General features: G+C 67.6%; 18 protein-coding genes and 2 pseudogenes. 14 read left to right on the top strand and 6 right to left on the bottom strand.

What is annotated here, in order from left to right:
• Positions 1-8 precede the first annotated feature (8 nt).
• Positions 9-53 (top strand): annotated as a pseudogene (locus tag VGD28_RS18680) (hypothetical protein); the annotation flags it as partial.
• Between the two features lie 81 nt (positions 54-134).
• Here the strand turns inward: VGD28_RS18680 and VGD28_RS09675 are convergent.
• Positions 135-653 (bottom strand): annotated as a pseudogene (locus VGD28_RS09675) (MFS transporter); the annotation flags it as partial.
• 215 nt (positions 654-868) lie between these two features.
• On the opposite strand from VGD28_RS09675, the gene VGD28_RS09670 reads away from it, so the two are divergent.
• From VGD28_RS09670 to VGD28_RS09655, 4 genes are all read left to right on the top strand, one after another.
• The gene (locus VGD28_RS09670) at positions 869-1,468 is read left to right on the top strand and encodes a nitroreductase (protein WP_331028132.1); all 600 of its coding nucleotides are present in this window, start codon (positions 869-871) and stop codon (positions 1,466-1,468) included.
• A gap of 52 nt (positions 1,469-1,520) precedes the next feature.
• Complete coding sequence (locus VGD28_RS09665; RefSeq protein ID WP_331028131.1) at positions 1,521-1,877, top strand: GntR family transcriptional regulator; 357 nt, start codon at positions 1,521-1,523, stop codon at positions 1,875-1,877.
• Positions 1,878-1,974: 97 nt separating this feature from the next.
• A complete protein-coding gene (locus tag VGD28_RS09660; protein WP_331028130.1) occupies positions 1,975-2,895 on the top strand; it encodes a hypothetical protein in 921 nt (306 codons plus the stop codon).
• Complete coding sequence (locus tag VGD28_RS09655; RefSeq protein ID WP_331028129.1) at positions 2,892-3,620, top strand: ATP-binding cassette domain-containing protein; 729 nt, start codon at positions 2,892-2,894, stop codon at positions 3,618-3,620. Before VGD28_RS09660 ends, VGD28_RS09655 begins: the two co-directional genes overlap by 4 nt.
• Before the next feature lie 4 nt (positions 3,621-3,624).
• Here VGD28_RS09655 and VGD28_RS09650 read toward each other — a convergent pair whose 3' ends face one another.
• Positions 3,625-5,331, bottom strand: a complete 1,707-nt coding sequence (locus VGD28_RS09650; protein WP_331028128.1) for an acyl-CoA dehydrogenase — start codon at positions 5,329-5,331, stop codon at positions 3,625-3,627.
• Between the two features lie 45 nt (positions 5,332-5,376).
• Between VGD28_RS09650 and VGD28_RS09645 the strand changes: the two genes are divergently transcribed.
• Complete coding sequence (locus tag VGD28_RS09645; protein ID WP_331028127.1) at positions 5,377-6,327, top strand: L-threonylcarbamoyladenylate synthase; 951 nt, start codon at positions 5,377-5,379, stop codon at positions 6,325-6,327.
• A gap of 293 nt (positions 6,328-6,620) precedes the next feature.
• Positions 6,621-7,355, top strand: a complete 735-nt coding sequence (gene aqpZ / locus VGD28_RS09640) for an aquaporin Z (protein WP_331028126.1) — start codon at positions 6,621-6,623, stop codon at positions 7,353-7,355.
• A gap of 96 nt (positions 7,356-7,451) precedes the next feature.
• Here aqpZ and msrA read toward each other — a convergent pair whose 3' ends face one another.
• Positions 7,452-7,997, bottom strand: a complete 546-nt coding sequence (gene msrA, locus VGD28_RS09635; protein ID WP_331028125.1) for a peptide-methionine (S)-S-oxide reductase MsrA — start codon at positions 7,995-7,997, stop codon at positions 7,452-7,454.
• Between the two features lie 67 nt (positions 7,998-8,064).
• Here msrA and galE point away from each other — a divergent pair, with 67 nt between their 5' ends.
• Together galE and VGD28_RS09625 are read left to right on the top strand one after the other, a co-directional pair.
• Positions 8,065-9,066, top strand: coding sequence for a UDP-glucose 4-epimerase GalE (gene galE / locus VGD28_RS09630; RefSeq protein ID WP_331028124.1), 1,002 nt, complete (start codon positions 8,065-8,067; stop codon positions 9,064-9,066).
• A complete protein-coding gene (locus tag VGD28_RS09625; protein WP_331028123.1) occupies positions 9,063-9,686 on the top strand; it encodes a MarC family protein in 624 nt (207 codons plus the stop codon). Before galE ends, VGD28_RS09625 begins: the two co-directional genes overlap by 4 nt.
• Before the next feature lie 162 nt (positions 9,687-9,848).
• Here the strand turns inward: VGD28_RS09625 and VGD28_RS09620 are convergent, their stop codons facing one another.
• Entirely contained in the window at positions 9,849-11,648 is a 1,800-nt protein-coding gene (locus VGD28_RS09620; RefSeq protein WP_331028122.1) for an AcrB/AcrD/AcrF family protein, read from the bottom strand.
• 62 nt (positions 11,649-11,710) lie between these two features.
• Between VGD28_RS09620 and VGD28_RS09615 the strand changes: the two genes are divergently transcribed.
• From VGD28_RS09615 to VGD28_RS09605, 3 genes are all read left to right on the top strand, one after another.
• Positions 11,711-12,136: a GtrA family protein gene (locus tag VGD28_RS09615; RefSeq protein WP_331028121.1), complete on the top strand. Its 426-nt coding sequence runs from the start codon at positions 11,711-11,713 to the stop codon at positions 12,134-12,136.
• A 1-nt stretch (position 12,137) separates the two neighbouring features.
• Positions 12,138-12,869 (top strand): class I SAM-dependent methyltransferase, encoded by a 732-nt coding sequence (locus VGD28_RS09610; RefSeq protein ID WP_331028120.1) that lies wholly within the window; start codon positions 12,138-12,140, stop codon positions 12,867-12,869.
• A gap of 182 nt (positions 12,870-13,051) precedes the next feature.
• Positions 13,052-13,366 (top strand): hypothetical protein, encoded by a 315-nt coding sequence (locus tag VGD28_RS09605; RefSeq protein WP_331028119.1) that lies wholly within the window; start codon positions 13,052-13,054, stop codon positions 13,364-13,366.
• 87 nt (positions 13,367-13,453) lie between these two features.
• Here VGD28_RS09605 and dacB read toward each other — a convergent pair whose 3' ends face one another.
• Together dacB and VGD28_RS09595 are read right to left on the bottom strand one after the other, a co-directional pair.
• Complete coding sequence (gene dacB / locus VGD28_RS09600; RefSeq protein ID WP_331028118.1) at positions 13,454-14,893, bottom strand: D-alanyl-D-alanine carboxypeptidase/D-alanyl-D-alanine endopeptidase; 1,440 nt, start codon at positions 14,891-14,893, stop codon at positions 13,454-13,456.
• A complete protein-coding gene (locus tag VGD28_RS09595) occupies positions 14,890-15,990 on the bottom strand; it encodes a glycosyltransferase family 2 protein (protein WP_331028117.1) in 1,101 nt (366 codons plus the stop codon). The genes dacB and VGD28_RS09595 overlap by 4 nt, the downstream gene beginning before the upstream one ends.
• Positions 15,991-16,140: 150 nt before the next feature.
• Here VGD28_RS09595 and VGD28_RS09590 point away from each other — a divergent pair, with 150 nt between their 5' ends.
• A complete protein-coding gene (locus VGD28_RS09590; protein ID WP_331028116.1) occupies positions 16,141-18,297 on the top strand; it encodes a TonB-dependent hemoglobin/transferrin/lactoferrin family receptor in 2,157 nt (718 codons plus the stop codon).
• 41 nt (positions 18,298-18,338) lie between these two features.
• Positions 18,339-19,328, top strand: coding sequence for a DUF6607 family protein (locus VGD28_RS09585; RefSeq protein WP_331028135.1), 990 nt, complete (start codon positions 18,339-18,341; stop codon positions 19,326-19,328).
• Positions 19,329-19,496: the final 168 nt, after the last annotated feature.

The following is a 19,496-nucleotide window of genomic DNA, read 5'->3' as shown; positions in this document are numbered from 1 at the left end:
TCGCCTCGGTGGATGGTCCGGTCGTCAATGAGATCGCGCCGCGCGTGCACAACAGCGGCCACTGGACGATCGAGGGCGCGGACACCTCGCAGTTCGAGCAGCACGTCCGCGCCATTTGCGGCCTGCCGTTGGGCTCGACCGTCCTTGATGCCGTAGAGCTGGCCGACCATCACCGAGATGTTGGCCTTGAGGAAGCCGGAACCGACGATGATGAAGGCGAGCGCGGCCCAGAAGACGTTGATCGTCGGGTCGTTCTGCCCGCCGACCCCCTCGACCGCCATCAGGCTGTGTCCGACGGCAAGGAGGAGGCCGCCGAACAGCACCGCCTTGCGCTGGCCGAGATAGCGGTCGGCGAGATAACCGCCGAGCACCGGAGTGATATACACCAGGCTGGTGTAGGCGCCGTAGATCAGGTTCGACTTGGAATCGTTGAACAGCCAGTGCTGGGTCAGGTAGAAGATGAGGATGGCGCGCATGCCGTAATAGGAGAAGCGCTCCCACATCTCCGCGAAGAACAGCATGTACAGGCCCTTGGGATGGCCCGCGAACTCCGGTTTCTTGCTGGCGGCGATCAGCGCGCCCCCGGCGAGGAAGGCGAAGAGCAGGACCGTGGCGATCACGGCGATCCACTCGGCCTCCGCCCATAGGCTCATGTCTTTGAAATGCGGCAAGGCTCGACCCCTTATCCAATGCCATGCAGCGCCGCCCTCCCGAGCGGCGCATAGAGATAGGGGGACCCTAGCGGCGAAACCCCAGATGTGAAGCATGATTGTAACAAGGGAAACCGTGACGCGGAATCGCCTGGACCGTTGCGAATCGTTCGCAATGGACCTTTGCGCGGCGCGGCGAAGCGGCTAACGGGCCGCATATGACCTTCAACGACCGCTCCACGCCGCTCTCGCTGCTCGCCACCCGCCGCTCAGCCAAGGCGCGCGACCTGATCGCGCCGGGACCGGATTCGGGCGAACTCGCGCAGATTCTCCAGATCGCGGCGCGCACGCCCGATCACGGCAAGCTCGCGCCGTGGCGCTTCGTCGTGGTGCCCGCGGATCAGCGCGACGCGCTCGCGGCGGGGATCATCGATGCCTATCGCGCCGAGAAGCCGTCGGCCGGGCGGCTCGAGATCGAGGCGATGGATCAGTTCGCACGGCAGGCGCCGACTTTGGTGGTCGCGCTCGCCTCGCCGAAGGTCGAGAGCCATATCCCGCTATGGGAACAGGAACTCTCGGTCGGCGCCGCGACCATGAACCTCGAGCACGCCGCGCACGCGATGGGCTATGCCGCCTGCTGGCTCACCGGCTGGGCCGCGTATAGCGATCGGGTGCGCGACCTGTTCGGTGCCGCGCCCGAGCGAATTGCCGGATTCGTGTTCATCGGGACGCCGGGCAAGCCGCTGGAGGAACGCCCACGGCCCGACATGACGAGGACGGTGGCGATCTGGTCCGGGACCGCGGCGAAAGGTATCTGAAGAAACATTCTTGGCTATGGAACTTTCCACTCCCATGCTGTATTAAGTCAGCATGACAGCGCTCGAGCATGAAGACAGCCCGGTTTACCTGAAGTTGCGTGCCAGCATCGCCACGGCGATCCTGCGCGGCGAATACCGGGCGGGGGACCAGCTGCCATCGGTGCGCGCGCTCGCCGCCGAGCATGGCGCCAACCCGCTGACCGTCGCCAAGGCCTATCAGAGCTTCCAGGACGACGGCTATGTCGAGGTGCGCCGCGGCGTCGGCATGTTCGTGCTGCCCGGCGCGGTCGAGCGCCTGAAGGTCGCCGAGCGCGACCGTTTCCTCACCAGCTACTGGCCCAAAGTGCGCGAGCATATCGCGCTGCTAGGGCTGAACGCGCACGAGCTGCTGGATCGCGAGATCGCGTGAACCGCGCAGGAGTATTGCGCTGCCGCTGATCCGGCACGATTGGCTCGTCCTGCGTCGCGGCATCGCCGAAGCGCTGCCCGAATGGCGGGACTGGCTGATGCTGATGGCGATCTGCGCGCTTGCTATCGGATTGATGCACGCGCGCGGACCCCAGGCCCTGCTGGGCGATTGGCGGATCGCCGCTCTGATCGGGGCACTTGCCGGCTGGTTGGCGGGGCGCACCGCGATCCGGCGGCTGGAATGGCACCGGGCTGAGGGCGTTCTGGCGGCGGTGGCGTTGGCCTCCGTGCCGGGACGCCGGTTTCTCGCCGCGGGGGTGGCGTCGGGCCTGGTGGTTCTGGCCGCAGCGGGAATCGCTGCGCGAGCGGGTGCGGTTCCTTTTCTGCTCGCCGGATTCGTCTTTGGCGCCGGGCTCGGCATTACGCTGCGCCTGGGCGCATGGCCCAATGTGGCTCCGCGTCGCCGTCAGGGCAGCGTGGCCACGCCGTTGGAAGCGGTTGCCGCGACCCAGCTTCCATTCGGCTGGTCGGCCGCCAGTGGCCTCGTGCTGCTGGCGATCCTGGCGGCCACGGGCGTGAGCAGCTGGCTCGCGGAGGATCGGGCGCTGCTCATCCTGGCTGCCGGCGCGCTGCTGCCGCTGCCGATGCTGGGACGTGTCGATCATTCGGTGGTGCGCTTCCTCGCGATCAGCGGGCATGGCGCGTGGCGCAGCGCATTGCTGCATCTCGCATTGAGCTCGGCCTATCTGGCGTTGGCCGTGATCCTCGCGGCTCTGCTCGATCCGCGCGCGGCGGCCGTCATCGCACTCACCGGCGCGGGGTTCTGCTGCTATGTCGCGCTGCGCGTCTGGGCCTATCGTGCGCACGCGCGGCGGAGCGCCGATACGATCCTCGCTTTCTCGCTTCTCGGCGCGGGATTGGTGGGGGCGCTGTTGCCGCCATTGCTGGTGCCGCTGATCGGCTATCTCGGCTTTACCTTCTACCGCCGGGCGCGACCCGTGACCTGGGCGATGCCATGAACGCAGCGCTGGCCGTCGAGGCGCTGCAGGTGGTGCGCGGCCAGACGCTTGCGGTGCGCGACGTGACGCTGGAGGTGCCGGCGGGCAGCTGGTTCGGGCTGATCGGCGCAAACGGATCGGGCAAGACAAGCGTGCTGCGAGCGGTCGCGGGACGGCTTGCCGCGCAGGGCGGGCAGGTCCGGATCGGCGGCGTCGATGTGACCGCGGACCGCGCCGCCCGCGCCCGCGCGATCGGATTCGCACCCGACCCGGCGATGCTGCCCGAGGCGCTTACCGCGCGTGCAATTCTGACGCTTGCCGGCGGGGCGCTCGAACCGGCCCTGGCGGCGATCGGCGCGCTGGCGCCCGCGCTCGAGATCGAGCGGCTGATCGATCGCCACATCGGTGCGTGCTCGGCGGGAATGCGGCAACGGATCGCGATCGCCTGCGCCTTCGCACGTCCGGCCGGCATCGTCATCCTGGACGAGCCGCTCAACTGGCTCGATCCACTGGCGGCCTATGATCTGCGCCGCGCCTTGCGGGCGCGGGTCGATGCCGGGTTGACGCTGGTCACTGCGCTGCACGATCTGACCACGCTGGCCGGGTCGTGCGATGCGGGAGCGCTTCTCGCCGAAGGGCGCGTCGCGTTCCAGATCGACGACGATGCGATTCAGACGGCGCGGCGCGATCCGCTTGCCTTCGAGCGCGCCACGATCGAGCATCTCCGCGCCGAACGTGTGAGTTGACGCTTTAGGCCGCGAAGGTCTCCGCGCTGACTGCGTACAGCACCTCCGCTTTCGCCACCGCCGCAGCCTTCAGCCCCAGCGCCTCGGGCACGATCTGCTCGACATAGAAGCGTGCCGCCGCCTGCTTCATCGCGAGGAACGCCGGGTCGCCCTCGGCGCCGCTCGCGATCCCGCCCTGCTGCTCCATCAGCCAGCCGCACACCGCCACCGACAGCATCGTCAGGAACGGGTAACTGCCCGCGAGGCGATCGTCGATCTCGCTCGCCAGCATGTGGCGGCCGACCTCTTCGCACGCCTCGATCAGCGCGATCAGCCCGGCATCCTGCGCCTCGCCGCGCATCTGCCCGGTCAGCGCGAGCAGCGTGCCGCCATTGTCCATGCTGAGCTTGCGCCCGACCAGATCGGCCGCCTGGATGCCGTTCGTCCCCTCATAGATCGGGGTGATGCGCGCGTCGCGGAAATGCTGGGCGGCGCCGGTCTCCTCGATATAGCCCATGCCGCCATGCACCTGCACCCCGAGGCTCGCGACCTCGTTGCCGAGATCGGTGCCGTGCGCCTTGGCGAGCGGGGTGAGCAGCTCGAGCCGCGCCTTGGCCGCCGCGTCGCCCGCATTGGCGCGGTCGACCTGGCTCGCGGCGAGATAGACCAGCGCCCGCGCCGCCATCGTCTGCGCCTTCATCCGCAGCAGCATGCGGCGCACGTCGGGATGCTCGATGATCGCCACCGGCTCGCGGCCATGGCCTGCCCGCGCGCTCTGAATGCGCTCGCGGGCATAGGCGACGGCGCGCTGGGTGGCGCGCTCGGCGACCTGCACGCCCTGCAGCCCGACATTGAGCCGCGCATTGTTCATCATGGTGAACATCGCGCGCATCCCGCCCAGCTCCGGCCCGATCAGCTCGCCGACGCAATCGCCATGGTCGCCGAACGAGAGGACGCAGGTGGGGGAGGCGTGCAACCCCATCTTGTGCTCGATCGAGACCACGCGGACGTCGTTGAACTCGCCTGGATTGCCGTCGGCATCGAGCCGGTATTTGGGCACCAGGAACAGCGAGATGCCCTTGGTCCCCGGCGGCGCATCGGGCGTGCGGGCAAGGACGAGGTGGACGATATTGTCCGCCATGTCGTGATCGCCGAAGCTGATGAAGATCTTGGTCCCGGTGATCGACCATTTGCCGTCCGCACGCGGCTCGGCGCGGGTCTTGAGCGCGCCGACGTCCGATCCGGCCTGCGGCTCGGTCAGGTTCATCGTCCCGGTCCATTCGCCGGTCGACAGTTTCGGAAGCCACAGGGCCTGCTGCTCGGGCGTGCCATGATGGGCCAGCGATTCGATCGCCCCGACATTGAGCGTGGGGCATAGCGCGAAGCCCATATTGGCGGTGCCCAGCGTCTCGAGCACCGCGGTCGCCAGCGTGAAGGGCAGGCCCTGGCCGCCGAATGCTTGCGGAGACCCGATCGTGCCCCAGCCCCCCTCGACATAGGCTTTATATGCCTCAGGATAACCTTCGGGCATCTTCACGCCTTCCGGCGTCCACTTCGCGCCCACCGTATCGCCCGCCCGGTCGAGCGGCGCCCATTCCCCCGCCGCGAACGCGCCGGCACCCTCCAGCACCGCTTCGACAAGGTCCGGCGTCGCGGCTTCGGACAGCTGCGAGATGCCGGCGACATGCTCCAGCACGAAACGCTGCTCGGTGGTGGCGGGGGTGAAGCTCATCGGTCCTCTCTTGCCGTCATTTTTCCCTCGCTATAGCCAGTGGAAATGCCCGTTCCAAATCCGCCGATCGAGACCCTGACCTTACCCTACGGCGAGGCGGCGGTTGCGCGTGCGGCGGAGGTGATCGCCGCGGGCGGTTGCGTGGCCGTGCCGACCGAAACGGTCTATGGCCTCGCCGCCGACGCGACGAATCGCGATGCCGTCGCGGGGATCTACGCCGCCAAGGGGCGCCCGTCGTTCAACCCGCTGATCGTGCATGTCGCGGACCGTCAGGCGGCCGAGCGGATCGCCCGGTTCGACCGCGACGCGCGCGCGCTCGCCGATGCCTTCTGGCCCGGACCGCTCACGCTGGTTCTGCCGCTGCGGCCGGACGCGGAGATTGCGGGAATCGTGACCGCGGGGCTCGATTCCGTCGCGATACGCGTGCCACAGCATCGCGCGATGCAGGCGCTGCTCGCTGCCTCGGGCAAGCCGCTCGCCGCGCCCTCGGCCAATGCCAGCGGCACGATCAGCCCGACCCGCGCGGTGCATGTTGCGGCGAGCCTCAACGGCCGCATCCCGCTGATCGTCGACGACGGCCCGACCAGCGGCGGCATCGAATCCACGATCATCGCGCTGGGCGGCAATCCGCGGCTGTTGCGCCCCGGGCCGATCGCGGCCGAGGCGATCGAGCGCGAGATCGGGCGCTGGCTTTCCGGCGGAAGCGGGGCGATCGAGGCGCCGGGCCAGCTCGCCAGCCACTATGCGCCGGCCAAGCCCGTCCGGCTCGATGCTACCGAGCGCTGTGCCGACGAATGGCTGATCGGCTTTGGCGCGGTCGCGGGCAACGACACGCTCTCCGCCTCCGGAAACCTGATCGAGGCGGCGGCGCGCCTGTTCGATGCGCTCCATCGCGCGGACGATTCGGAGTGCGCCGCGATCGCGGTCGCGCCCGTTCCCGAGGAAGGCATCGGCATCGCGATCAACGATCGCCTCCGCCGCGCCGCGCATCGCTAACCCTTATCCTCCCCCGCCAGGGAGTGCGAGGTGGGATTGCCCCCGGCAATCCAAGGTCGTGCTGGGAGCACGACCGACCTCGCACTGTGGCGCCGAAGGCGACGGAGGGGGAGGACTCCCGACGTCTGTTGGGCTTCCTCCCCCTCCGTCAGGCTGAGCCTGCCACCTCCCCCTGGCGGGGGAGGAGTGCGCATGCTCCGTTCCGTCGGGTCTTTACACACTCGCAACGACCCCTAGTCTCCCGCTTGCCGCGTACCGGGCGAGTGTTCGAACACGAGAGTGGGAGAGACATGATGACCAATGTGCAACGGGGTCTGGCCGAGCTGGTCGGCACATTCTGGCTGGTCTTTGGCGGCTGCGGCAGCGCGGTGCTGGCCGCGGCGTTTCCGGAAGTGGGGATCGGGCTGCTGGGCGTATCCCTCGCCTTCGGCCTGACGGTGCTGACCATGGCCTATTCGATCGGCCATATCTCGGGCTGCCACCTCAACCCGGCGGTGACCTTCGGCCTCTGGGCGGGCGGGCGCTTCGCGGGCAAGGACATTCCGCTCTACGTGATCGCGCAGGTGATCGGTGCCGCGATCGCGGCCTGGCTGCTCTACTGCATCGCCAGCGGCGCGCCGGGCGGATACGATCTAGCCGGCGGTCTCGCATCCAACGGCTTCGGCGAGCATTCGCCGGGCAAGTTCAGCCTGCAGTCGGCGCTGGCGATCGAGGTGGTGCTGACCTTCATGTTCGTGCTCATCATCATGGGATCGACCGACAGCCGCGCGCCGGCGGGCTTTGCGCCGATCGCGATCGGCCTCGCGCTCACGCTGATCCATCTCATCTCGATCCCCGTCACCAACACCTCGGTCAACCCGGCGCGCAGCACGGGGCCGGCGCTGGTGGTCGGCGGCTGGGCGATCCAGCAGCTCTGGCTGTTCTGGGCGGCGCCGATCGTCGGCGGCGTGCTTGGCGGGATCTTCTACAAGGCGCTCGGCGCCGAAGGGGCGAAGCGGCCGCCGGTCGAGGGCGAGCCGCTCCCCTGACCTTCATCCGTCATCCCAGCGAAAGCTGGGATCTCGTGCGGCAAGCGAAGGGCTTGCGGTGGGAGACCCCGGCTTTCGCCGGGGTGACGGTTCCCGTCAGGCGGCCGCCCCCTCCTTGATCCGGTTGGCGAAGCTCTTGCGCAGCTTGTTGAGCTTGGGCGGGATCACCGCCAGGCAATAGGGATTGCGCTGGCCTTCGCCTTCCCAATAGTCCTGATGATAGCTCTCGGCGGGCCACCAGGTGTCGTTCGCCTCGATCGTGGTGACGATCGGCGCGGGCCATTCGCTCGCATTGCGCTCGATCCCGGCCTTTGCCGCCGCTTCCTGCTCGGGCGATTGCGGGAAGATCGCCGAGCGATATTGCGTGCCCACGTCGTTGCCCTGGCGGTTGAGCTGGGTCGGATCATGCGTCGCGAAGAAGATGTCGAGCAGGTCGTCGTACGTGATCTGCGCCGGGTCGAATACGACCTTCAGCGCCTCGGCATGGCCGGTGTCGCCGCCGCACACCTGCTTGTAGGTCGGGTTGTCGACCCTTCCGCCGATATAGCCGCTCTCGACGCTCTCGACGCCGATCAGGTCCTTGAACACCGCCTCCACGCACCAGAAGCAGCCGCCCGCGAAAATTGCGGTTTCGGTCGTCATTCACTTCAACTCCTTGCTACCCGATGCAAGATAGGGTTGAGCGGGGCGTCCAACTAGAGGTGAGCATATGCGCGACGGCACGGTGATGGTGACGGGCGGAGCGGGTTATATCGGCAGCCATGCGGTGCTTGCGCTGCTCGATGCGGGCTGGCGCGTGGTGGTGGTCGACAATCTCGTCACAGGCTTCGACTGGGCGGTCGATCCGCGCGCGGCGCTGGTCGTCGCCAACGTCGCCGATGACGAGAAGGTGCGCGCGGCGATCCGCGAGCATGGCGTCACCGCGATCATGCACTTCGCGGGATCGGTGGTGGTGCCGGAATCGGTCAGCGATCCGCTCAAATATTACCGCAACAACACCGCCGCGAGCCGCAGCCTGATCGAGAGCGCGGTGACCGAAGGCGTCAAGCACTTCATCTTCTCCTCCACCGCCGCGACCTATGGCATTCCCGAGATCGTGCCGATCGCCGAGGATGCGGCCCAGCGCCCGATCAACCCCTATGGCATGTCGAAGCTGATGACCGAGCATATGCTGCGCGACGTCGCTGCGGCGCATCCATTGAATTTCGCGGCGCTGCGCTACTTCAACGTCGCCGGCGCCGACCCGCAGGGCCGCTCGGGCCAGAGCACCGCGGGCGCGACGCATCTCATCAAGATCGCGGCCGAGGCGGCGACCGGCAAGCGTGGCCATGTCAGCGTGTTCGGCACCGATTTCGCCACGCGCGACGGAACCGGCGTGCGCGACTATATCCATGTCAGCGATCTCGCCGCCGCGCATGTCGATGCGCTCGACTTGCTGATCGCGAACCCAAGCAAGAGCCATTTCCTCAATGCCGGCTATGGCCGCGGCTATTCGGTGCTCGAGGTGCTCGATGCGGTTGATCGCGTGACCAACATGAAGATCGAGCGCCGGCTGGAAGGCCGCCGTGCGGGTGATCCGGACGAGCTGGTGTCGGACAATCGCGCGATCCTCGACGCGCTGCCGTGGCGGCCGCAGCATGACGATCTCGACCGGATCGTGAAGGACGCGCTCGCCTGGGAGCGGCATCTGGCCGAGCGCAGGCCCGCATGATCGAGCTGTTCCTCTCGGCCTTCGCGACGCTGTTCGTGGTGATCGATCCGCCGGGCTGCGCCCCGATCTATGCGGGCCTCACCAAAGGCGCGACGCATGCGCAGCAGCGCTCGATGGCGATCCGCGCGGTGCTGATCGCCAGCGCGATCTTGCTGGTGTTCGCGCTGGTGGGGGAGGCGCTGCTCAAGACGCTCGGAATCAGCCTCAACGCCTTCCGCATCGCGGGCGGGATCATGCTGTTCATCATCGCGCTCGAAATGGTGTTCGAGAAGCGTCAGGAACGCCGCGAGGACCGCGCGAGCAAGATCATGGAGACGCCCGAGATCGAGGACGTCTCGGTCTTCCCGATGGGCATGCCGATGATCGCCGGCCCCGGCTCGATCGCCACCGTGATGCTGCTCGTCTCGCGCAGCGAGGGTGCGGGGGAGACCGCGGTGGTGTTCGCCGCGCTCGGGCTGGTGCTCGTGCTCACCCTCATCGCGCTGCTCGCCGCCGGACCGCTGATGCGGCTGCTCGGCGCCAAGATCGAATCGGTGATCACGCGCCTGCTCGGCGTGCTGCTCGCGGCGCTGGCGATCCAGTTCGTGATCGACGGGGTCAAACGCAGCTTCGGGCTGTAGCGAACCAAATCCCGCTTCCGTCATGCTGAACCTGTTTCAGCGTCCGTCCTGCCACCAGCGGCTCAGTCGCCTATGGAGAAATGGGCCCTGAACCCCGGATCAAGTCCGGGGCAGGGTGACGGATTGAAATGGAATGAAGGGTCGCTTGATAGTCAGGCGCTATTACCTGTCGTACCGGATCCGCCAGAGCCGGTAGGGCGCCTTCGCCGGCAGCCGCACCGGATCGAGCCACGCCGGCACCTGGCCCTTGGCCAGCTGGCCGTAGAAGCCGTTGGGCGCGCGGCTGCGATAGATGGTGGTCTCCGCCATGTTGGGGCAGACCAGCAGGTATTGTGCGCCATAGCGCTGCGCGATCGGCCGGAACGCCGCGGGGCTGCCGGTAAAGGCGTGGTGGACGTCGAGGATCGCGCGCTCGTTGCGGTGATACGGCCCGGCGATCCCCTTGTGATGCGTCATCACGATCAGCCGCGGCCCCAGGTCGACATGCGTGAACAGCGTCGAGGGTGGCAGCGAGCGGTCGAGCAGCGACATGCCGGCGGCGCTCGCGCACCGGGCATTGGCGCGCGCGACGACGTTGCGCGCTTTTTGCGGCTTGTCGACCTTCACATATTTGACGACGAAGCCGGTGAAGAGGCCCGACAGCAGCAGGAACGCCGCGACCGCGCCCAGCACGCGCACCGCCATGTGCTTCTGGTTGAGGAACCACGGCACCACCAGCCACACCAGAGCCGTCGCGCCCGGCACGGCGAGCAGCTGTGCAGCCGGGCCCGCGCGGATCTGCCACAACAGCATCGCGCCGGCAAAGGCGGTGAACAGCCCGATCGCGATCCAGCTGCTGAGCTGCACCGCCGACGCGCGCGCCCGCCATGCTGCGACCGCCGCACCGATCACGCCGATCACCGGCAGCACCGCAACGGGAAAGCCCATCGCGAAGCTGTGGCGATAAATCGGCCGCGCCTCGCGCACATTGCTCAGCCAGATGTCGTAGAGCTCGTCGGAGACGCCTTCGGGGCGCGACAGGCATTGCGGGAACAGCGCGGCGAACCCGCCTGCGATCGCCGCACCGGCGACAGCGGCAAGGCCGAGCCGCGCCATGCGGTTCGCCGGATTGAGCAGGCCGACCGCGAACAGCAGCACGCCCGCCGCGATCGTCACCGAGAGCCAGGCCGGGGTCAGCGCGTCGCAGCGCATCGCATGATTGGCGTTGGACGCGAACAGCGCGAAGCCCAGCGTGCCCCCGCCCGCAAGGGCAAGCGCATAGGCCTGCATCCGCCGCACCTCGCCGCCGTCCCATACCCAGCGCAGCGTCACGATCGCCCCCGCGATGGCGCAATAGGGCAGCAGCTCGAGTCCGATCGTCAGCGACGCGGCGCTCGAAAGCCCGACGGTCAGCCCGCCCCGCGCGCCCCTGGGATCGGCGATCCCCGCCAGCGTGAGCGCGAGGCAGGCGAGCTGCCAGCCGTGATGATCGATGCGCAGCGGCATGAACATCAGCATCGTCGATCCGCAACCGAGCAGGATGATCGCCGCGATCGGCCAGGCGGCGGGCGCGACCAGGCGGCGCACGGTGACGCTGAGCGCGCCCATCGTCACGGCGAGCGGGAGGAGCGGGGCGATGCCGCATGCCAGCCGCTCCGCCATCGGCGTCCCGACGAACGGCTTGAAGATCAGGATCAGCGCGGCGATGGGCAGATCCACCAGCCGCGACCAGTGGATGTCGAGGCCGCCCGGCGGGCTCAGGCGGTATTGGCGCAGATCGTACCAGCCCTGCCCGTCGAGCAGCGCACGCACCTGCATTAGCCGCATATTGTCGTCGGTATCGCCCAGGGCCAGCGCGTTAACCTGCCCCCAGCGGTCCCACAGGAACCACGCGGCGATCGCGGCCCAGGCGAGCAGTGTCCAGCGCAGCCAATGGACCGACAATTCCCGCTCCAGCTCGAAGCCGCCTTCAGCCTTGGTCAAAACCGCTTCCCCTACCGACAGATGGGCATTAGTGCGGCGCGCGGCTTCAGGGCAAGACGGGCGTGACGGCGATCATCCACAGAATAGGCGAATTGCAGCGCAGCGGCGTCCTCGGGCAGCTCGTGCGCTTCGGCATCGCGGGTCTTGCCTCGACGGTGATCTACTCCGCCGTCTATCTGCCGCTCGTCTGGTGGGTGTTCCCCAACCTCGCGGTCGCGGCGGTGCCCTTTGCCTTCGCCGTCGCGGTGACCTGCGGCTTCTTCATGCACAGTGCGTGGAGCTTCAAGGGGCATGGCAGCCGCGACAATAGCGGGCGGCAGCACTTCAAATTCCTGGTCGTCCAGGGGTTCGGCCTGGCCCTCAACGCGCTGTTCACTTGGGCAATCGCCGATCTGCTGCACTATCCCGAATGGGTGCCGCTGATCCCGATCGTCACCATAACCCCCCTCGCGACTTTCGCGCTCAACCGGCAATGGGTATTCGGCTGACATGGACCGCATCGTTTACGACCGCATGGCCGAGCATGATTCCACCCATTGGTGGTATGTTGCGCGCCGCGACATCCTCGCCGACTTCATCGCGCGCGAGGTGAGCCTGCCCAAGGGTGCGCGCATCCTCGAGATCGGCTGCGGCACGGGCCACAACCTGCCCATGCTTGGCGCGTTCGGCGAGGTCGACGCGATCGAGATCGATCCCGCCGCGCGCGAGATCGCGAGCAAGCGGCTCGGCAAGCCGGTCGGCAGCGCGCCGCTGCCCGAGCTGTCGGGCGTCGCCGATGGCCAGTACGACATGATCGCGGTGCTCGACGTGGTCGAGCATATCGAGGATGACGTCGCCGCACTCGAGGCGATGGCGAAGCGGTTGAAGCCCGGCGGCACGATCCTGATCACCGTCCCCGCGCATCAATGGATGTGGAGCGCACACGACGTGGTGAACCATCACAAGCGCCGCTATTCCAAGGCGACGCTGATCGCCGCGCTGGAGCGCGCCGGCCTGAAGTGGCGCAAGCTCGGCTATTTCAATTCGCTGCTGTTCCCGGCGGCGGTCGCCGCGCGGCTCGCGGGCAAGCTCACCGGCAAGGACGACAGCGACGATTCGCCGCCCGCCAAGCCGCTCAACGCGATCTTCGAGAAGGTGTTCGGGCTCGAGCGCCACCTGCTCGGCCGCGTTCCCTTGCCGCCCGGCCTGTCGCTGATCGTGCTGGCCCAGCCGAAAGATTGACGGCCTGCCCTTCAGGTGACTGGTCCAAATAGAACTCTTTCGGACTGTATTATAATCCAATATTATTAGATAGTTATTGTATTATATGGTGAGCTTGGCGTGATTTGAACGTCGTGCGGCCTTGTGCGAATGCCCGGGTTGAGAGATGGTCGAAGCGGAATAACTGGCAGAAGGGGTATCTTATGAAGCTTATCAAGCTCGGTGCGCTCGCTATCGTTCTGTGCGGGCAATCTATTCCTTATGCTAGCGCCCAGCGCTACGAAAATGAAAGCCCTATTGGCCATACGACTAATGAAGAAGTTAGGGCGTTGGTGGACTATTTTTGTGAGAATGGCGACTATGCGTCGCTAGGCTATACTTCGGTAAGCCAGTGTATGTCTCAGATGTTCATTGATATCGCACCGGAGGGGGCGGGCGAGGGTGTATACGACACCAGGGAGCTTCCAGGCGGACCGGTATGCGTCTCCCGCAGCGGTATCTATATGGGCAATTGCTGAGCGCGACAGGTTATCTGATCCGCGAGGGGGCGGGCGCTGTGAAAGCGTGGTGCCCCCTCGCGCAAGCGGCCAGTACGCCGACCCTGATCAATTCGCCTCGGCCACCGCCACCAGCGCCGCGTCCATCGCCGGCGTCGCCGAGGTGCCCGAGGGCACGTCATTGGCATAGGAGGCGAAGGTCAGCGTCTTGCCGCTCTTCGCCGTCATGTAGCCCGCAAGGGCGTTGGTCGCGTTGATCGTACCGGTCTTGGCGAAGATCCTGCCCTCCAGCACCGTGCCCTTGAACCGCCGAGCCAGCGTCCCGTCCACACCGCCGATGGGCAGGGTCTCGCGCCACTCCGCACTCCAGGGCTGCGCGCTGATCCAGCTCAGCAGCTTGACCATCCCGCGCGGGGCGATGCGGTTATAGGTCGACATGCCCGATCCATCGGAGAAGTCCCATGACGTGCGCGGCACGCCCGCCGCGGCGAACATCGCCTCGACCTGCACCAGCCCGTCGGCCACCGATCCGGTGCCGTTCACCAGTCCGACGCGGCGCAGCAGCAGCTCGGTATGCAGGTTCTGGCTGACCTTGTTGATGACGCGCATGTCCTCGCTGAGCGGCGGCGGGGTCAGTGTCGCAAGCGGGGTGGGGGGTGTCACCCGGGGCGGCGGCGTGCCGTTGCGCTGGCGCGGGTCGTCGCTCGCATCCGGCGTTCGGTAACGCGATGCGATCTTGCCCGAGACCTTGACCCCGCGCTCGCGCAGCAGGGCGGCGAGGCGCCAGGCTGCATAATGGGCGGGATCGTCGATCCCCATGCGGATCCGCTGCGGCGTGGCATCCGCCGCGATCGTGCCGGTCAGGCGGATCGTGCGGTCGAACGGCAACCGGTCGACGTTCAGATCGGTCTTGCCGCCCGCTGCCACGGTGACGGCACGGTTGTCGATCGCAAGATAGCCGAGATGCGCCAGGTTCGGCGCCGCGCCTGCCTTGCCCGGCGCCGCGATCGCGATCAGCTCATTGTCGTCGAGCGTCAGCGCAGTCAGCGCGGTGCCATAGGGGCTGGGAATGTTGTTCCAGCTCATCCCCGCGCTCCAGCGCTCGTCGGGGAAGAGCGTGGCGTCGCCCGTGATGTTGCGCACGCGTTTGGTCTTGGCCGCGATCGCATCGGCGAGTTGCGCCAGGCAGTCGGTCGTGCAGTCCGCCGCGCTCGACAGCCGCGCGTCGCCGCGCCCGGTCAGCACCACGTTGCGCCCTTCGATCCGGACGGTCGCCCCGCCTTCGCTGTCGGGCCGGGCGATACCGGGCAGGGTCATATAGGCCGCGGCGGTGGTGATGATCTTGGTGTTCGATGCCGGGATGAAGCGCTGGTCGGGATTGACCGCAACGATCTCGTGCCCCTGCGCGTCGGTCACGACCAGGCCGTATCGGGTTCCGGGTGCCGCCTTGGCGAGTTCGGCCTCGACGCGGCTCTGGATCGGCGCAACCTGCTGCGCGGCAAGCGGCGTCGCGGCGACGAGCGCAAGGAGGACGAGCGCGCGCTTCAAAGCAGCGTCGGCGGTTCGTCGGTCCCGGTGGCCTCGGCCTTGCGGCGAGGCGGCTTGGGGGCTGGGGCGGCCTCGGCCGGTTCGATCCGCGCCGGCGCGTGCGGTGAGACGGTCACCTCGCCCGAATCGGCGAAGCGATAGCCGAGCGACGCATGGCCCTTCACCGGCCCGGCGACGTCCGCGACCAGATAGAGCGGCCGCCGCTTCGATTCGACATAGAGCCGGCCGAGATACTCGCCGATCATGCCGAGCACGAACATCTGCACCGCGCCGAGGAAGACGACCACCAACATCGTCGAGGTCCAGCCTTGCACCGCATTGCCCATCAACCAGCCGACGACGATATAGAGGAACAGCAGCGCCGACAGGCCGGTGAGCGCAAGGCCGGCATGGCTGGCGAAGCGCAGCGGCGCGGTCGAGAAGCCGGTGACCGCGTCGAGCGCGAAGCGGATCATCTTGGCGAGCGGATATTTGGTCTCGCCGGCATGCCGCTCATGCCGGTCGTAGACGAACGGCACCTGCCGGAAGCCGACCCAGGCGACCATGCCGCGGATGAAGCGCGCCTGTTCGGGCAGCGACAGGAACGCGTCGAGCGCACGGCGGGTCATCAGCCTGAAGTCCCCGGTGTCGAGGGGGATGGGGGTGTCGGTGATGCGATCGAGCATGCGATAGAACAGCGCCGCGGTCGCCTTCTTGAAGAAGGTCTCGCCCTCGCGCTTGCGGCGCACCGCATAAACGACGTCGGCGCCCTGCTCGCGCAGCGTGGCGCGCATCTCGGACAGCAGCTCGGGCGGGTCCTGCAGGTCCGCGTCGATCACCAGGATCTCGTCGCCCGCGCACAGGTCGAGCCCCGCGGTGAGCGCGAGCTGGTGCCCGTGGTTGCGCGACAGGTTGATCGCGACGAGGCGGGGGTCGGCGGCCGAGAGGCGCTGCATGACGGCCCAGCTGCCGTCGCGTGAGCCGTCATTGATCAGCACGATCTCGTAATCGTCGCCGACCGCGGCGCGCGCGGCGGCGGAGACCCGACCGTGCAGCAGCTCGAGACAGCCTTCTTCATTGTAGCACGGCACGACGACCGAGAGCTTGGGACGTTGCATGACGAGCGGCTTTAGCGCGCCGCCCGCGAAACGTCATGTGCGATTTGCACGCCGGGTGCTGCACCCGCGCAATTGACAGCGGTTCGCAACAAGCCTAGGCGCGATCTAATAATGCGAGTCAGTCGCAATCGCAAAGAGCAAGGGGAAATCATGTACCGATCACGCAGCTTCCTTGTCGCCGGAGCCAGCATGCTGGCGCTCGGCGCGGCCCCGGCTTTTGCCGAGGAAGCCGATAGCGATGCGCGGGATACCGTCACCGTCACGGCGACCCGCTCGCCGCTGGCGACGCAGGATGCGCCCGCGACGGTCAGCGTGATCGATGAGGAGCAGATCGCCGACGAGTTGGTCACCGACATCAAGGAGCTGGTCCGGTTCGAGCCGGGCGTGAGCGTCACGCGCCAGCCGACCCGCTTCGGCGCGGCGCTCGGCACGACCGGCCGCGCGGGCAATGAAGGCTTCAACATCCGCGGCATGGGCGGCAACCGCGTGCTGATCCAGGTCGACGGCGTGCGCGTGCCCGACGGGTTCAGCTTCGGCGCACAGGGCGTGGGCCGCGGCGACTATGTCGATCTCGGCCTGATCAAGTCGGTCGAGCTCCTGCGCGGGCCCGCTTCGGCGCTCTATGGCAGCGACGGGCTGGCGGGCGCGGTGAGCTTCATCACCGCCGATCCCAAGGATTTCCTGCGCGAGGGGCAGGATTTCGGCGGCCGCGCGCGCGCGGCCTGGTCCTCGGCGGACAATGAGTTCAGCGAGACGCTGATCGTCGCGGGACGCTCGGGCGACTGGTCGGCGATGGCGGCCTATACCCGCCGCGACTTCAACGAGTACGAGAATCACGGCTCGGTCGGCGGGACCGGCGCGGCGCGCACGCTCGCCAATCCGCAGGACGGGCGATCGAACGCGGCGCTTGGCCGCATCGCCTACGAGAGCGGCGGGCACCGCATCCGGCTGACCGGCGAATATCTCGACACGCACCTGTTCACCGATGTGCTGACCGGCCATTCGGCGACCGTCGTCAACCTCGACGCGACCGACACCGGCCATCGCTGGCGTGCGGCGCTCGACTGGACCTGGACCGGCGACGGCACGGTCGAGCAGGCGCGGCTGACCGCCTATCTGCAGGATGCGGAAGATCGCCAGTTCACCTTCGAGGACCGTACCCCCGCAGTCGATCGCACGCGCATCAATACCTTCGAGAACCGCATCTATGGCGGGGCCGGCGATGTGCGGCTCAACTTCGGCAGCGTGGAGGCGCCCCTACGGTTGATCCTGGGCGGCGACGTCAGCGTCACGCAGCAGGAGGGGCTGCGCGACGGCACCGTGCCGCCTGCGGGCGAGGTGTTCCCGACCCGCGCCTTCCCCCGGACCGACTATGCGCTGGTCGGTGCGTTCGCGGCGGGTGAGATCACCTTTGGCCCGGTGACGCTGCATCCGGCGTTGCGCTTCGATCACTATAATCTGTCGCCCGACAGGGATCCGCTGCTGCCGGCCTTCACCGCAGCAAAGCAGGACGGGTCGCGGGTATCGCCCAAGATCGGCGCGGTGGTGAAGCTGGGCGAGGCGGTGCGGTTGTTCGCCAACTACGCGCGGGGCTTCAAGGCGCCTGAGCCGAGCCAGGTCAACCAGTTCTTCGAGAATCTCGCTTTCGGCTACACCTCGCGGCCCAACCCGAACCTGAAGCCCGAGAGCAGCGAGGCGTTCGAGGCGGGGATCCGCTTCCTTGGGAGCAATGTCCGGCTCGACCTGACAGCCTTCCATGTCGACTATGACGACTTCATCTCGCAGGAGGTGGTGAGCGGCAGCTTCACCCCGGCTGACCCCGCGGTCTATCAGTTCATCAACATCGACCGGGCGCGCGTGAAGGGCGCCGAGGCGCGGTTCGAGGCGTGGAACGACGCCGGGTTCACCGGCCGCCTCGCCATCTCCTACGCCACCGGCGACGAGATCAGCCCGACGGGGGGCAAGACGCCGCTGCTGTCGGTCGATCCGCTCAAGGTCGTCATTGGCGCGGGCTGGCGCGAGCCCGCCGGCCGTTTCGGCGGGCAGGTGATCGCGACGCACAGCGCGCAGAAGGAAGCGAGCCGCGCGGGCGGCCAGTACGCGCCGCCGGGCTTCACCACGCTCGACGTGACCGCCTTCGTCAAGATCGCGGACATGGTCACGCTGCGCGGCGGCCTCTTCAACGTGACCGACGAGAAATATGCGTGGTGGAGCGACGTGCGCGGCCTGTCGCCGACCTCGACCATCAAGGACGCCTACACCCAGCCCGGCCGCAACGGCAGCATCTCGGTGAGCGTCCGCTTCTGAAATTCCGAACGACCAAAGAGAGGGCAAGAACAGTGAAGAAGATGATGTGGATCGCCGGCGCCGCGCTGATCGCCTGCGCCACCCCGGCGCTGGCTGACGGACCGGTCAAGCAGGGCAGCGAGGCGGAGGCCAAGGCCTTGTTCGAGGCCGACCGCAAGGACATCCTGGCGATGGCCGGCAACTACAAGGTCAAGTTCGACATGCAGGAATCGACGCCGTGGCGCGCCGATTACACGCCGATCGCGGCCAAGGTCTCGGGCGGGCATGAATCGGTCCGCGTGATCGAGGACACCGGCCGCAAGATCGTGCTCCAGCACCTCCTCGTCGTCAGTCACGAGGGCAAGGACATGGTCATCAAGCATTGGCGCCAGGACTGGGAATATGAGCCGGCCAGGGTGCTCGTCTATTCCGGTCCCGACAGCTGGACCTGGGAGGACGTGCCCGAGCGGATGCGCAAGGGCCGCTGGTCGCAGACCGTGTGGCAGGTGGACGACAGCCCGCGCTATGGCGGCTGGGGGCAGTGGACCACCGAGGCGGGAATCCGCCGCTGGCGCTCCAACTGGACCTGGCGCCCGCTCGCCCGCCGCGATGCGGTGCGCGGCCCGGTCTATGACCGCTATTATGCGATCAACCGCCACCAGATCAGCCCTGCCGGCTGGATCCACTGGCAGGACAACACCAAGATGGGCCAGTTCGACGGCAAGCTCGAGCCGGTGGTGCAGGAATATGTCCTGAACACCTATACCAAGTTCGACGGCTATGCGGTGAAGGCCGCCGACGATTACTGGGCCGCGACCAAGGGCTATTGGGCGGCGATCCGCGCCGAATGGGATCGCATCGCCGCGGCCAAGAACGGCATCCGCATCACCGAGGCGGCCGAGGCCGGGACGGTGATCGCCAGCCGCCTGCTCGGCATCGCCGACGAGATCCAGAGCGGCAAGACCAAGGAGGCCGACGGCATCAAGACCGCCCGCGCGCTGATGGAGCAGGCGACGCGCGCGGCGGGGCAGGGGGCCGCCGCCGCAAACTGAGTTTCACGAGACCCTCCGGCACCCCATGTGCCGATCCCTTGCCCGTCCGGCCCCGTGCCGGGCGGGCATTTTTCTTTGCGCGATGGTGCGCTGCAACAGGTTCGTCACCAATTGCCGACATGGAGCCGCGCAGGGGACATTCCGTCCACGTCAACAGGGGCTTCCATC

This window comes from Sphingomonas sp., from assembly GCF_036402235.1.
GTDB lineage: Bacteria > Pseudomonadota > Alphaproteobacteria > Sphingomonadales > Sphingomonadaceae > Sphingomonas.
Note: the sequence above shows the minus strand (reverse complement) of the source record. Positions and strands in the feature narration are given on the sequence as shown.